The sequence below is a fragment of the Lysobacter sp. DMC104 genome (genome assembly GCF_056313665.1).
This window is the reverse complement of sequence record NZ_JBQUZW010000006.1, coordinates 36,321-52,520: the sequence shown is the minus strand read 5'-3', so window position 1 is coordinate 52,520 and position 16,200 is coordinate 36,321. Positions and strand designations below refer to the sequence as shown.

The following is a 16,200-nucleotide window of genomic DNA, read 5'->3' as shown; positions in this document are numbered from 1 at the left end:
ACGGTGCGGCACGCGCTGGACGCGGCGACGGCCGATGCGATCGGTGCGCTGTGCAGCCGGCTGCGTGTCACGCCGGCCACGTTCTTCCTGTCGATGTACCAGACGCTGCTGGCTTCGGTGTCCGGTCGCGACGATGTCACCGTCGGCATGGCGGTCGAGCGTCGGCCGCATGCCGGCTTCGACGACACGGTCGGCAGTTTCGTCAACCTCGTTGCCGTGCGCACGGCGCATGATCCCGCGGAAACGCTCGATCGGCGCCTGCACGCGACGCATGCGCGGATCACCGATGCCCTGACGCATGCGGACTACCCGTTCCCGCGCATCGCGCGCGCGTTGCGACCGCATGGCGCCGGCCACGTCGAACTTTTCGACACCGTGTTCGAGTACAAGAGCCGGCGCTTCTTCGCGCTGCCGTCGCTCGCGCAGGCGTGGGCGGGCGTCCGCTTCACGCCGGTCGAGGGGCTGTACCAGGAAGGCGAATACCCGTTGGCCTTCAAGGTGGCCGAGCGCGACGGCGGCTGGATCCTCTACATCGATCACGACGCGGAGCGCTTGCCCGAAGCGACCGCCGACGCATGGCTGGCGCGGCTGGTCGCCTCGATCGAGGCCGCATGCGCCACGCCGGATGCGCGCGGTGCATCGTCGTTGCCGGCGCCCGCCGTGCCGGCGCATTGGCGGCCGCTGCACGAGTCGATTCGCGAGCAGGCGCATCGACATCCCGATGTGCTGGCGGCCGCGCACGGGACATCGCGATTGACCTATCGCGAGCTCGACGCACGATCGGATGCCGTCGCCGCCCACCTGCGGCAGGCCGGCATCGGAGCCGACGACATCGTCGCCCTGTTGCTCGAACGTTCGACCGATGCGCTGTGCGCGCTGGTGGGCACGTGGAAGGCCGGCGCCGCGTATCTCGTGCTCGATCCCGAACTGCCGTCCGATCGCCTGCGTTTCCTGCTCGAGGACGCCGCGCCTGCGGCCGTGATCACCGTGCGCGACCTGTGCGATCGGTTGCCTTCGCCGGTCGAGCATCGCTTCGTGCTGGAGCGGATCCTGAGCGTCGATGCAGGCCGCGATGCCTTCGCCGCCATGGCCGTGGCGCCCGGACAGCTCGCGTACGTCATCTACACCTCGGGATCCACCGGCACGCCCAAGGGCGTGGCCCTGACCCATGCGGGACTGGCGAATCTCGCGCGGACGCAGGCGGAAGCATTCGGCGTCGCGACCGGCGATCGCGTGCTGCAGTTCGCACCGTGGACCTTCGATGCCTCCGTGTGGGAAATCGCGATGGCGCTGCAGGCGGGGGCGACCCTGCACCTGGCGCCGAACGGGTCGTTGCGCCGCAGCGGACAGCTCGCCGAACTCATGCAGCAGGGCCGGATCACGGTCGCCACGTTGCCGCCCTCGGCGGTCACGCTGCTGGAAGCCGTCGCGCTGCCGGACCTGCACACGCTCATCGTCGCGGGCGAGGAATGCACCCCGGCGCTCGCCGAACGCTGGATGCGGCGATGCCGCTTCGTCAACGCCTACGGCCCGACCGAGACGACGGTTTGCGCGACGTTCAAGATCTGCGATCCCGCATCGATGGCCGCGTCCGTGCCGGGTTCCGTGTCGATCGGTGCCGCGATCACGGCGACGACGGCCCACGTGCTCGACCCGCGGACGATGCGTCCGGTGGCGGTGGGCGAGGTCGGCGAACTGTTCGTCGGCGGCGTCGCGCTGGCGCGCGGCTACCTGCGCCGGCCCGGACTTACCGCCGAGCGCTTCGTCGCCGATCCGTTCGGGCCACCCGGCACGCGGCTGTACCGCACCGGCGACTGCGTGCGCCTGCTCGGCGATGGCGAGCTGCAATTCGTCGAGCGCGCCGACGCGCAGGTGAAGATCCGCGGGTCGCGCGTGGAGCTGGGCGAGGTCGAGGCCGCGGCGCAATCCCATCCCGGCGTTGCGCAATGCGCGGTCGTGCTGCTGGAGGCTCGCCAGCAACTGGCCGCCTTCGTCGTGCCGGCGCCGGGTGTCGCCGTGCCGGATGCGCAGGCACTGCGTCGGCACATCGCCGCGCGCCTGCCCGATTACATGGTGCCGACGCTGGTCGAGTTCTCGGCGCAATTGCCGACGAACGCGAACGGCAAGGTCGATCGCCGCGCGCTGGCCGAGCGCCCGCGCAGCGCGAATCACGAGGAAGTGCCGACGATGACGATGCGTGACCGCGACATCGAAGCGAAGCTGTGCGCGATCATGGCCGAGAGCCTGCGGCTGGAGAACGTGCCGCTGGACGAAGGTTTCTTCGACATCGGCGGCGACTCCATCCTCGCCGTCGGCGTCGCGTCGCGCATCGCGCGGACCTTCGAGGTGCCGTTCGACGTGATGGCGCTGCTCGATCTCGCCAGCGTCCGCCGGATCGGTGCGCACATCGCCGCGATCCGTACTGCCGCCCGTGCCGGCGCGACGCCTTCCGGCGAGCGCACGGTGGATCCCGCGCCGACGGCCGCTGCCGCGATGCCGTCGCAAGCGGCGGAGCCGGCCGCCGCGGACATCGACGACTGCGTCGCGATCATCGGCATCTCCTGCGAATTGCCCGGCGCCCGCGACCATCGCCAGTTCTGGGAGAACCTGCGCAACGGCGTCGAGAGCATCGAGATCCTCGACGCCGGCACTCTGCGCGCGCGGGGTGTCCCGGACGATCTCCTCGCGAAGCCGGGCCTGGTCGCCGCACGTGCCACCGTGCCGGACAAGGACTGCTTCGACGCCGAGTTCTTCCACGTGTCCGTGCAGGACGCGCAGGCCATGGATCCGCAGTTGCGGCGGCTGTTGCAGCATGCGTGGAAGGCGGTCGAGGACGCCGGCTACCGTCCGTCCGGGATCGCGGATGCCGGCGTGTTCATGACCGCCGCCAACACCGGCTACCACGCGGACGTGCCGCCGGCGCCGTGGACGGTGATGGAAGGCTCGAAGCAGTACGTCGCCTCGGCCTGGTCGCAGAACGGTTCGATCCCCACGCTGATCTCGCATCGGCTCGGTCTGCGCGGCCCCAGCCTGTTCGTGCATTCGAACTGTTCGTCTTCGCTGGTCGCGTTGCAGGCGGCGTTCCGCAGCGTGCTGGCCGGGGATGCGGTGCATGCGCTGGTCGGTGCGGCCTCGCTGTCGGTGAGCGAACCGCTGGGGTACGTCGCCGAGCACGGCATGAATTTCTCCAGCGACGGCCACCTGCGCCCGTTCGATGCCGCCGCAGACGGCATGCTGGGCGGGGAGGGTGTCGCCGTGCTGCTGCTGAAGCAAGCACGCCGTGCGATCGCCGATGGCGATCCGGTCTACGCGCTGCTGCGCGGTGTCGCCGTCAACAACGATGGTGCCGACAAGGCCGGTTACTACGCTCCGAGCGCGACCGGGCAGGCGAACGTGATCGATCGCGTGCTGCGCGACACCGGCGTGGACGTGGAGACGATCGACTACGTCGAGGCGCACGGCACCGGCACGAGACTGGGCGATCCGCTGGAACTCGCGGCGCTGGGCGATGCCTTCGGCCGCCATACGCAGCGCCGGCAGTTCTGCGGCATCGGCTCGGTGAAGAGCAACATCGGCCACCTCGACACCGTGGCTGGCCTGGCGGGCTGCATCAAGGTGATGCTGGGCCTGAAGCATGGCGAGATTCCGCCGTCGCTGAATTACTCGCGGCCGAATCCCGCGATCGACTTCGCGGCGTCCCCCTTCTACGTCGTCGACGCCGGCCGCACGCTGGCGCCGCGTGCTGTGCCGCACCGGGCGGGCGTGAGTTCGTTCGGCATCGGCGGGACGAACGCGCACGCGCTGTTCGAGGAATGCCGCGTCGACGCGCGCGCTTCCGGCGACGCCATCGTTTCCACGCCGGTGCCTTGCCTGGTGCCGCTCTCGGCCCGGAAGCCCGATCGGCTGCGCGCCTGCGCCGTGGACTTGCTGGCCTTCCTGGAGCGCAATCCCGATCTGGCGCTGAGCGACATCGCCTACACCCTGCAGGTCGGGCGCGAAGCGTTCGACTGCCGACTGGCGCTGGAAGCCTCGACCGTCGAAGCGTTGTGCGCAGGCCTGCGCACGTTCATTGCCACCGATGCATCCGCGGCCGGCGAAGATCGCGGCGCCGCGCACTACGCCGCGCTGGATGCGGACGATCTGGCGCGACTGCTGCCGCACTGGGTGGACAGCGGCCAGCGGCGGAAGATCGCCGCGGCATGGATGGGCGGTGCGGAGATCGACTGGACGCAGCTCCATCGCGGGCAAGATCGCCCTCGTCGCATCTCGTTGCCCACGTATCCGTTCGCACCGATCCGCCATGTCCGGCGCATGGCGGCACCGCAGGCCGTGCCGCTCGCGGCACCGTCCGCCGCCGCCGTGCTGCATCCGCTGCTGCACCACAACACCTCCAGTCTCGCCGAGCATCGCTACACCACGCTGTTCCGCGGCGATGAATTCGTCTTCGCCGACCACGAGGTGCGCGGCATCCGGTTGCTGCCCGGCGTGGCCTACCTGGAAATGGCCCGGGCCGCCGTGACGATGGCGACACGATCGGCCGGCGGTGCCGATGCATCCGTCGTGCTGCACAACGTCGCCTGGCTGCGACCGCTGGTCGTCGAGTCGCGTCCGGTGGAGGTGCATGTCCGCATCGCGGCGCGCGGCGATGCCGCGTTCTCCTTCCAGGTCTGCAGCCTGCCGGACGGCGTCGAATGCGTGCATTGCGAAGGCACGGCTACACGCGTGGCGGGAGCGCCGGAGCAGCGGCTCGACCTCGCGACGCTGCGCGCGGCCTGCATGCACGCGGTCGCGGGCGAGGCCTGCTACGCGCTGTTCGACCGACTCGGCTGCCGGTACGGACGCTCGCTGCGGGCGCTGGTCGACACGCGTGCGGGTACGGCTGCCGACGGCACGCGTTTCGCGCTCGGGCAACTGCGCCTGCCGGAGAATGCGGTCCGCGACGGGCGCTTCGTGCTGCACCCGGGGCTGCTCGATTCCGCGTTGCAGGCGTCGATCGGCCTCGGCCTCAACGGAGACACGCTGGACGAGACGTCACTCGAACAGACATTGCCCTTCAGCATCGACCGGGTCCGCATCCTGCGTGCGCCCGGCGAACAAGCGTGGGTGCATGTGCGCGAAGCAGCCGGCAGCTCCGAGCGCGTGAGCAAGCTCGATGTCTGCATCTGCGACGCCGACGGCCGGGTCGCGGTGGAGATCGCGGGGCTGAGTGCCCGCGTGGTGCAGGAGGCTCCTGCCGACGTCGCGGTCGTCGAAACGCTCGCCGCGCCGCCGGTGGTGCCCGAGCCGGAAGTCGTACAGGCGAAGACAGTGGCAGATGCCCGAGAAACGGCAGGAGAAGATCATGCCGGCGGTGTCGCGACCTTGCCGCTGGGCGCGATCCCGCTGGTGCCGGTGTGGGACTGCCTCGGGCCGCTGTCGCGGCCGGTCGCCGCGCTTGCCGGACGACGGATCCTGCTCGTTGGTGCGCCCGCCGAGGTGGCCGCCGCGCTGCGTGGGGCCTTCGCCGATGCGCAGGTCAGCCAGCTTCCGGCCGAACATGCCGCCGATGACGCGATCGCGCTGATCCGCGCACAGCGGCCGACGCACGTGGTGTGGGTCACGGGCGCGGACACGAATGCGGCTGCCGACGATGCGGACACGCAGGTCCTGCGCTGCTTCCGCCTCGCCAAGGCGCTGCTGCATGCGGGCTGCGAGACGCAAGCGCTGCATTTCTCCGCGATCACGACGCTGGCACTCGCCGTGCGCAACGCGGATTGCGGCGATCCCGTACAGGCCGCGGTGCACGGTTTCGTCGGCTCGCTCGCCAAGGAATACCCGCATTGGTCGGTGCACGCGTTCGACGTCGAGGCGCTCTCGACGCTGGCCGGCGACGGTCCGTGGCCGGCGCTGCTGGATGCGCCGGCGGACCCGGAGAACAGTTCGATCGCCGTGCGTGATGGCGCTGCCTACCAGCGACGCCTGCTGCCGGCGGCATTGCCTGCGGACGGTCCGCTGCGCATGGTCGAAGGCGGTGTGTATGTCGTGCTCGGCGGCGCCGGCGGCCTCGGCCAGGCGTGGACCGAGCACGTGCTGCGTCGCCATCGCGCGAACGTCGTCTGGCTGGGCCGGCGGGACGCCACGGACGAGATCACCGATGCGCTGCGCAGGCTGTCCGCGCTCGGCGGCAGCGTGCGCTACCTGCGCGTCGACGCACGGCGGCGGACCGATCTGGAAGCCGCCTTCAAGCGGATCGAAGCCGAGCACGGGGTCATCCACGGTGTCGTCCACACGGCGCTGACGCTGCACGACCGCAGTGTCATGACCGTCGACGAGGCGACCTTCACGGACGCGCTGTCGTCGAAGATCCGCACGGGTGCCGCGCTGGCCGCGACGCTCGCGCGCTATCGCCCCGCCGACTTCGTCCTGTTCTTCTCCGCATTGCAGAGCTTCAACCCCTCGCCGGGCCAGAGCAGCTACGCCGCCGGCAGCATGTTCGTCGATGCGACGGCGACCTGGCTGCGGCGCAAGGGCGTGGTCGCGACGCGCGTGCTCAACTGGGGCTACTGGGGGAGCGTGGGCATCGTCGCGTCGGCGGCGCATCGCCGGCGCATGGCGCACATCGGCGAGGGCTCGATCGAACCGTCGGAAGCCATGCCCTTCATCGAACGCGTGCTTGCCGGCCCGTTCGAACAAGTGGGCCTGCTCAAGCGTGCCGCGCCGCACGGCGGTGCCGCGCTGCCGATCCTCGCGGACGAGACGCTGTCGATCGCGTCCTCGGTGGCGGAACGGTTCGCCTTGGGCGATGTCGCCTCGATGGCTCCGCTGCCCGATGCCGACGCTCCGCAGGCCCCCGACGACCTCGATGCCATGCTCGCGCTGGGCCTGGCGTCCCGGATCGCGGCCTTCGCCGGCTTCGCATCGGGCGAAGTCTCGCTGGTCGCGCTCGAGGCCCGTCTGGCGAAGCCCGCGCTGTACGCACGCTGGTTGCGCGAAGCCGTCGCCTTCCTGTGCCGGACGGGGCACATGCGCGCGCTCGGCGGCGACCGCTTCGCGTTCGTGCGCCCGCTCACCGGTGCCGATTGGGACATCGTCGAACGTCATTTCGCCGCCACGCAGGCTGGGGGCGACGAGAGTGCCCGCGCACATGCCGACCTGGTCGCGCCGTTGCTGCGCGCGCTCCCCGACATCCTGGCCGGGCGCCGCGAAGCCACCGACGTCATGTTCTCGAACGCGTCGCTGCAGCGCGTCGAGGACGTCTACAAGAAGAATCCGTTCATCGACTACTACAACCGCGTGGTCGCGGCGCTGGTCGCGAGCAACGTGCAACAGCGGCTGCGCGCGACGCCGGGTGTGCGGCTGCGGATCCTGGAGATCGGTGCCGGGACCGGCGCGACCAGCGCGCACGTGTTCGAGGCGCTGCGGCCGTTCGCGGCGTCGGTGGCGGAGTACGTCTACACCGACGTTTCGCGCGCCTTCCTTGCCCATGCCGAGCGCGAATACCGCGCCGTGGCGCCGTACCTGCATGGCCGGATCCTCGACATCGAACGCCCGCTGGCGGAGCAGGGCATCGATTGCGGTGCGTACGACCTGGTGATCGCGACCAACGTGCTGCATGCGACCCGCGGCATCCATCGCACGATGCGTCACGCCAAGAGCGCGCTGGGGCGGAACGGCCTGTTGATCGTCAACGAAATGCGCGGGCATGAACTGTTCGCGCACCTGACGTTCGGCCTGCTGCCCGGCTGGTGGGCCCACGAGGATGGCTGGCTGCGCGAACCTGGATCGCCCGGGTTGGCGCCGGACACCTGGCAGCGCGTGCTGGAAGAAGAGGGGTTCCGTGCGGTGCGCTTCCCGGTCGGGAAGGCGCATCGCTTCGGACAGCAGATCATCATTGCGGAGAGCGATGGCGTGTTCCGACAGAAGCGTACGGCGGTGCGACCCGCCCCCGATGACAACGGTCCCCGATCTGCCGCCGGCGACGCGCCCGCGCCGACCGCCGCCGTGCAGGCGGACACGATCGCCCCGGTGCGCACCGAAGCGGGCGCAGGCGCCAGCACGTCGCGCACGGAGGCGATCCGTTTCGTGCGCCAGCGGGTCGCCGAGGCGCTGGACTTCGCGGAGGACGAGGTCGACATCGACGAGCCCTTCGAGAACTACGGCATCGATTCGATCCTGTCCATCCGCCTCGCCAATGCCCTGCGCGTCCGCTTCGGCGATGTTTCGAGCACCCTCGTCTTCGAATATCCCAACGTGCGTGCGCTCGGTACCCATCTCGCGTCGGCCGCGACGGTCGCGGGCGACGATGTCCCGGCGATCACCGCCGTTGCACCCACGCGCGGCGCGAATGGGCCGACGCAGGCCGCATCCGGCGATGTCCGTGCGGCGACGATCGCGCACGTGCGCGCGGTCGTCGCGAAGACGCTGGAGCAGCCGGCCGACGAAGTCGACGTGCACGAACCGCTGGAGAACTACGGCGTCGATTCGATCCTCGCGATCCGGGTCGCCAACGAACTGCGCAGCACCTTCCGCGATGTCGGCAGCACGGTGCTGTTCGAGCACCGCACCGTGACCGCGATCGCCGAACATTTCGTCGCGACGCAACCGGAGGCCGCCCGTGCGCTGATGCCGTCGCCTCTCGCCGCGTCCGTGATGCCGACGCCCGCTTCGCCGATGCCCGTTTCGATGGTGCTGGCCCCCGTTGCAGTGTCCGGCGATGTCCGCGCGGCGACGATCGCGCACGTGCGCGCGGTCGTGGCGAAGACGCTGGAGCAGCCGGCCGACGAAGTCGACGTGCACGAGCCGCTGGAAAACTACGGCGTCGATTCGATCCTCGCGATCCGGGTCGCCAACGAACTGCGCAACACCTTCCACGACGTCGGCAGCACGGTGCTGTTCGAGCACCGCACCGTCACCGCGATCGCCGAACATTTCGTCGCGACGCAGCCGGAGGCCGCTCGTGCGCTGATGCCGTCGCCTCTCGCTGTGCCCTCGACGCCGATGACTGCTTCGCCGGTGCCCGTTTCGATGGTGCTGGCCCCCGTTGCAGTGTCCGGCGATGTCCGCGCGGCGACGATCGCGCACGTGCGCGCGGTCGTGGCGAAGACGCTGGAGCAGCCGGCCGACGAAGTCGACGTGCACGAGCCGCTGGAAAACTACGGCGTCGATTCGATCCTCGCGATCCGGGTCGCCAACGAACTGCGCAACACCTTCCACGACGTCGGCAGCACGGTGCTGTTCGAGCACCGCACCGTCACCGCGATCGCCGAACATTTCGTCGCGACGCAGCCGGAGGCCGCACGCGCGTTGCAGGCCGCGCCGCATGCCAGGGCGCCGATCCCGGCCGCGGCCTCCGCGGTCAGCGTCTCCGGCACGCGCCTGGATGCCGCCGTTCCACAGGCGGAGGCGCTTCGCGAAGCAGCTCGGCCCCCTGTGTCCGTGGAAGCGTCCGGCGATGCGCGGACCGACGACCGGAGGATCGCCATCGTTGGTCTGTCCGGCCGCTATCCGCAGGCTCCCGACCTCGATGCATTCTGGGCCTGCCTCGAACGCGGGCAGGATTGCGTCACCGAGATCCCCGCCGAACGCTGGCCGCTGGACGGCTTCTACGAGCCCGATCCCGCGAAGGCCATCGCCGAAGGCAAGAGCTATTGCAAATGGGGCGGTTTCATCGACGGCTTCGCCGATTTCGATCCGCTGTTCTTCGGCATCGCGCCGCGCGAGGCGATGGCGATCGATCCGCACGAACGCCTGTTCCTGCAGGAAACCTGGCGCGCGTTCGAGGACGCCGGCTACAGCCGCACGTCGCTGGCGAGCCGGCACGGCCGCCGCGTCGGCGTCTTCGCGGGCATTTCGCAGTCCGGCTTCGAACGCTGCGCGAGTGCGCTGGACGCCGGCGGCGACGCGATCCATCCGCAGACGTCGTTCGGTTCCGTCGCCAATCGGGTGTCGTACCTGCTCGACCTGCAGGGCCCGAGCATGCCCATCGACACGATGTGCTCCTCGTCGCTCACCGCGATCCACGAAGCCTGCGAGCACCTGCTTCGCGATGAATGCGAAGTGGCGGCTGCGGGCGGCGTCAACCTCAACCTGCATCCCTCGCGCTACGTCGCCTCGTGCGAGGGCCGGTTCCTGTCGACGTCCGGGCGTTGCCTGAGTTTCGGCGAAGGCGGCGACGGCTTCGTCCCGGGCGAGGGCGTGGGCGTGCTGGTCCTCAAGCGCCTGTCGCGCGCGATCGCCGACGGCGACCACATCCATGGCGTGATCCGCGCCAGCAGCATCAACCACGGCGGCAAGGCGAAGGGCTACACCGCGCCGAATCCCGCCGCGCAACGCGAACTGGTCAAGACCGCGCTGCGCAAGGCGGGCATCCGTGCGCAGGACGTTTCGTTCGTGGAGGCGCATGGCACCGGCACCGAACTCGGCGATCCGATCGAGATCGACGCCCTGACCCAGGCGTTCCGCGAATCCACCGACGAGCGCGGTTTCTGCGCGATCGGTTCGGTGAAGAGCAACCTCGGCCACCTCGAGGCCGCCGCCGGCGTCGCCGGCGTGACCAAGGTGCTGCTGCAATTGCGCCACCGGCGGCTGGTGCCGTCGCTCCACGCGGAGCGCGTCAATCCGCACATCGCGTTCGAACGCAGCCCGTTCCGCCTGCAGCGCACGTCGATGCCGTGGGTGCTGCCCGCCATCGCTGCCACCGGCACGCGCATCGCCAGCGTGTCGTCCTTCGGCGCGGGCGGAGCGAACGCCTGCGTGATCATCGAGGAATACGTCGCCCCGTCGATCGCGTCTTCCGGCACACCCGGTCCGGTGCTGGTGCCCGTGTCGGCCATGGACGACGCCCGCCTGCGCGAGCAGGTGCGACGCCTGCTCGATGCCTGCCGCGCGTTGGCTGACGACCGCCTCGCGGCGGTCGCCTGCACGTTGCAGGTCGGGCGCGAAGCGATGGACGTGCGCCTGGCTTTCGTCGCGCATTCGATGGCCGATCTGCGCGACAAGCTCGAACGCTTCCTGCAAGGCCCGCGCGACGGCGACGGACTCCATGTCGGCGTCGCGCACCGCGGCCGCAAGGCGCCGGAACGCCTGGGCGACGATGCGGTGCAGGCATTGCTGGACGCCTGGACGACCCGCGGCGACGACGCGCCGTTGCTGGGCGCATGGGTCGACGGCACCGCCGTGATCGACTGGAACCGACTGTATCCGCAGGCGTCGCCGCAGCGCATCCCGCTGCCGACGTATCCGTTCGCGCAGGAGCGTTACTGGCTGGGCGATGCCGCATCGGTCGCGGCGCCGTCACCGCAGGTACCGGAGAACCTCGACGATGCGGGCGGCCCGCGCCTGCTGCATCCGCTGGTCCATCGCAACACCTCGACGTTGCAGGGGCTTCGTTTCAGTTCGACGTTCACCGGCAACGAACGGATCTTCGCCGACCACGTCGTGTCGGGCCAGCGCCTGCTGCCGGCCGTGGCCTATCTCGAAATGGCGCGGGCCGCCGCCGCGCTCGCCACCGGCTCGCCGACCGAACAGGGCGACGCGCAGGCCGCGATGCGCATCGGCGACGTGGTCTGGCTCAAGCCGGTCGTGGCCGGTGACGGGCCGTTCGACCTGCATGTCCAGGTCAAGCCGCAGGGCGACGACCTGGTCTGCGAATTCACGCGCGATCCCGCCGAGGACGACGGCGAGGGCGATGCACGCCGGCGCCAGGCGCCGTGCGTGCGTGCCACCGTGTCGCTGCGCCCCCAGCAGGCCCCGGCGCTCGACATCGCCGCGCTGCGCATCGCGACCACCGCGGCGCCGAAGCCCGCCGATGGCGGCTATCGCGATCTGCAGGCGATGGGGGTCGAGTACGGCCCCTCCCATCGCGGCCTGGTCGAACTGCAACCCGGTTCGGATGCGCGCGGCCGGTTCGTGCTTGCGCGCCTGCGGCTGCCGTCCGTCGTCGCCCACGACGCCAACCGCTTCGGGCTGCATCCCAGCCTGCTGGATTCCGCGGTGCAGGCGGCGGGCTTCGACCTGGGCGACGCGCCGGATGACGGTGCCCCCCGTGTCGCATCCGTGCCGTTCGCGCTGGACAGCCTGCAATTCTTCCGTGCCTGCCCGCGCGAGTGCTGGGCGGTGGTGCGCCGGACGACGGCGGCATCCGGGCTCGTGCGCACCGACATCGATCTGTGCGATGACGCCGGTCTGGTGTGCGTGCGCATGGAAGGCCTGAGCGGCCGGGAATTCCGTCAGGGTCCGGCACAGCCTGCCGTGCCGAAGACGCTGTTCTTCGTGCCCGCCCCGGCGCAGCCCTGCGATCCGTCGGCGGTGATCGCCGGCACGCAGCACCGGATCATCGCCTGCGATCTCCCCGCGCCCGGGCTCGCCGCATTCCCGGTGCCGGCGACTGCGGAATGCACCGTGCTGGAGGGTGCGGCCACCGATCCGGCCGACCGTTTCCTCGCGAACGCGGAGCAACTGCTGGGCATCGTCCAGACGACGCAGCGCACGCGCACGCCGACGATGCTCGAACTGCGCGTGCCCGCACAGGGCACGGGACGCCTGAATGCCGCGCTCGCGGCCTTGCTGCGCTGCGCGACGGCGGAATCCCCCGCGTTGCACACCCGCACGCTGATGCCGGGCGTGGTCGGTGCGGAGGTCGTCGACGCCGCTGCGCTGCGCGAAGTCGAATGGCCCGGAGGCGACGAGGCGGCCGGCTGGCGCGAGGGCGGACTGTATCTCGTCACCGGCGGCCTCGGCGGCCTCGGCAGCGAGGTGGTGGCGGACATCGGCCGTACGCCGGGGGCGACCGTCATCGTCGCCGGTCGCAGGGCCCTCGACGCGACCGGGCGCGATCGGCTGCGCCGGCTCACGGCTGCCGGTGCCCGCGTGCATTACCGCTGCGTGGACGTCGCGCACCGTGCGCAGGTGGAGGAACTGGTCGAGGAGATCACGCGGCACTTAGGCGTGCTTGATGGCGTACTGCACTGCGCGGGCGTGGCCCACAGTCGCCTGATCGCCGGCCTGTCCGGTGCGGAATTGCGGGACACGCTGGCGGCGAAGGTCGCCGGCACCCGCAACCTCGATCTCGCGACCCGGCACCTGTCGCTCGGATGCTTCGTGCTGTTCTCGTCGCTCACCGCCAGGACCGGCGGGATCGGCCAGGCCGCGTATGCGACGGCGAACGCCTTCCTCGACGAATACGCACAATACCGCCACGCCTTGCAGGCGCTGGGCGAACGCCGTGGCCGCACCCTGTCGATCGCCTGGCCGTACTGGGCCAGTGACGGCGGCATGCAGGTGCCGGCGGACGCCGTGAACGCGATGCGGGGGCAGGGTTTCGTGCCGCTCGATGCCGCGACCGGTCTGGGCGCGCTGAAGCGTGCACTGGCGATGGCGCACCCCGTCATCGCGGTCGCGCATGGCCATCCCGCGCAGCTCCGCGCGGCGCTGCATGCGCCGAATGCCGCCGTCGAAACGCCGACGGTCGGGGCCGTGGCATCGACGGCCCCGGCGCAGGCCAATGCCGCCGCGGACGCATCCCCGTTCGAGGACGGGGTGCCTGCATTGCGCGATTTCCTGAGCCGCCAGCTGATGATCGCACCGGGACGCATCCATGCGCACGACACGTTCGATGCGTTCGGCATCGACTCGATCGTCGCGGTGCGACTGACCGCGGCGCTGGAGAAGCACCACGGCCCATTGTCGAAGACGCTGTTCTTCGAATACGCCACCGTCGGCGAACTCGCGGACCATCTGGCGAGCCGGCGCCCCGTGCAGGCGGCCGCGCCGGCCGCTGTCTCCGTCGAGGCACCGATGCCGCATGAGCCCGCCGCGACCACGGCGGCTCCGCGCGATGCGGCGGTTCCTCCGGATCGAGCCCGGGACGATATCGCCATCATCGGTTTGGCCGGACGCTATCCGCAGTCGCCGACGCTGGAGGCGTTCTGGGAGAACCTGAAGGCGGGCGTCGACTGCATCACCGAGATCCCGGCCGATCGCTGGCCGCTGGACGGTTTCTACGACGCCGACAGGAATGCCGCCGGCAAGAGCTATTGCAAGTGGGGGGGATTCATCGACGGCGTCGCCGATTTCGATCCGAAGTTCTTCGGCATCTCGCCGCGCGAGGCGCCGATGATGGATCCCCAGGAGCGCCTGTTCCTGATGAGTGCCCACGATGCCGTCGAGGATGCGGGCTACACCCGCGATGCGCTGAATCGCAGCGCCGCATCCGCCGGTGCAGGCGTCGGCGTGTTCGTGGGCGTGATGCACACCGAATACCAGTTGTACGGCGCGCAGGCGCAGATGCTGGGCGTGCCGCTCGCGCTGGGGTCGGGCATGTCGTCGGTCGCCAATCGCGTCAGCTATTTCGGCCACTTCCAGGGGCCGTCGATCGCCGTGGACACGATGTGCTCCTCGTCGCTGACCGCGATCCATCTCGCCTGCATGAGCCTGCGCGAAGGCGACTGCGGCGTGGCCATCGCCGGTGGCGTGAACGTGTCGCTGCACCCGAACAAGTACCTCGGCCTGTCGGAAGCGCGGTTCGCTTCCGGCAACGGCCGCTGTGCGGCGTTCGGCGACGGTGGCGACGGCTATGTCCCGGGCGAAGGCGTGGGCGCGGTCGTGCTCAAGCCGCTGGCGCGCGCCGTCGCCGACGGCGACCGCATCCTCGGCGTGATCCGCGGCAGCGGCGTCAACCACGGGGGGCGCTCCAACGGCTTCGCCGTGCCGAGTGCGGCGGCGCAGGCGCAACTGATCGCGCAGGTGATCGCACGCAGCGGCGTGGACCCGGCGACCATCGATTACGTCGAGGCACACGGCACCGGCACGGCGCTGGGCGATCCCATCGAGATCGCGGGCCTGGTTCGCGGCCTCGCGGTCGGACATGACGCGCCGGCGAACGGAACCGTGCGCATCGGCTCGGTCAAGTCCAACATCGGGCACTGCGAAAGCGCGGCCGGCATCGCCGGGCTGACCAAGATCCTGCTGCAGATGCGCCATGCGACGCTGGTGCCGACGCTGCACGCGCAGTCGCTGAATCCGAACATCGACTTCGCGCAGACGCCGTTCGTGGTCCAGCGCACGCTGGCGCCGTGGCCGGCACGCACCGATGCGCAGGGGCGCACCTTGCCGCGCATGGCCGCGCTGTCGTCGTTCGGCGCAGGCGGCTCGAATGCGCACCTGCTGGTCGAGGAGTACCTCACGTCAGTGCCGGGCGATGCGACGCCATCGCTTCTGCCGGCACTGATCGTGCTCAGTGCCCGCGATGCGGCGCGCCTGGAAGAATCCGCACGCAACCTGCTGGCAGCGATGGCCTCCGGTGCCTATCACGACGCCGATCTGGGCGCGATCGCCTGCACGCTGCAGACCGGGCGTGAGCACCATGCGCATCGTCTCGGCCTGTCGGCACGCTCGATCGCCGAACTGTCCGACAAGCTCCGGGCGTTCCTTGCCGGCGACCGCACAGGCTGTCGCTGCGGCGTGGTGGACGAGGACGCTGCGAACGGAACCGCGGTGTCGATCGACGATCCCGCGCAATCGCTCGCACGCGGCGAGGAGCGCCGCCTGCTGGAGGCATGGGCGAACGGTGCGACCTGCGACTGGTCGCGCCTGCACGCGGGGCGCCGCCCGCCGCGGGTGCGCCTGCCCACGTATCCGTTCGCGCGGGAACGCTACTGGGCGCCGGATGCGTTCCGGGGGCGCGTGGTGCCGCAGGCCGCGGCCGTCGCGCCGGTGGTCGATGTCGTTCCGGCGCAGGCAAAGCCCGTCGCCTCGCATTCCGCATCCCCTGATCCGTTGCCATCGCGGCCCGCGTCCCCGAAGCCCGCCTCCGCGGCGTTGCGGCGGGTCGAGGACGTGTTGCGTGAAACGCTGGCGGAGGTGCTTTACATGCAGACCGCCGATGTCGGCCTGAACACGACCTTCGTCGATCTCGGCATGGATTCGGTGATGGGCGTGGCGTGGTTGCCCGTGATCCTCGAACGGCTGGGCGTGTTGCTCGGTCCCACGAAGATCTACGAATACCCGACGATCCGTGACCTGGCGGCGTTCGTGCTTGCGCAGATGCCGGAGGGCAGCACCGAGGCGTCGACACCGGTGCAGGCACCGGCGGCGCAGGAGACGCGCACGGTCGACGACTGGTTGCAGGCGATCTACGACGGCACGGCGGATCCGGAGGAAGCGCAGTCCTGGCTGGCGACGCCGGACATCGATCCGGTGGATGCGACCGAGGGACTGGCATGA

General features: G+C 70.5%; 1 protein-coding gene (cut by a window edge). It reads left to right on the top strand.

Annotated features, from left to right (window positions below; genetic code table 11):
• A protein-coding gene (locus ACT53R_RS09495; protein WP_476171626.1) for an amino acid adenylation domain-containing protein crosses the window boundary here: on the top strand, positions 1-16,200 show its 3' portion. 735 nt of this gene lie to the left of the window's left edge; the window shows 16,200 of its 16,935 coding nt (coding positions 736-16,935); its start codon lies off the left edge, out of view; it ends in the stop codon at positions 16,198-16,200.